1 protein-coding gene is annotated in these 370 nt (G+C 77.0%); it reads right to left on the bottom strand.

The genetic code is table 11. The features are described 5' to 3' along the window. Positions 1-370 (bottom strand): hypothetical protein (locus J5F18_RS08700; protein ID WP_346302203.1); only part of this gene is annotated, 370 nt, incomplete at both ends.

Below are 370 nucleotides of genomic sequence, written 5' to 3'. Positions count from 1 at the left end.
AGCGCCCCGCCCCACTCGGCCACATCGAGCCGCGGCTGGTAGGCATCGACCCACCACCCCGCACCGGCGGGCCAGGGGTCGGTCGGCGCCCGCCCCAGCCAGACCTGGCCCTGACCCGGTCCCTCGCCGGGCAGCGCCCGCCAGCGCAGCGAGAGCAGATCGCCCAGGCGCCCGTCGAGGCGTCCCTCGGTGAGATCCATGTCGAGCCCCAGCGGCCGCGCCTGTGCCGCCGTCTTGCCCAGCGGCGCCGGCAGGTCGATGGCGAGCCCCTCCAGGGTGCTGTCGAGGCGCAGCGTCGTGCGTGCCTCGCCGATGGCCAGCCGGCCCTGCCAGGGAAAGCCCCCGCTCACCCGCTCACCCAGGCCGGCCA

Source organism: Halomonas sp. BM-2019, assembly GCF_017584085.1.
The sequence above is the reverse complement of the archived record's forward strand: the minus strand, read 5'-3'. Positions and strand labels throughout refer to the sequence as shown.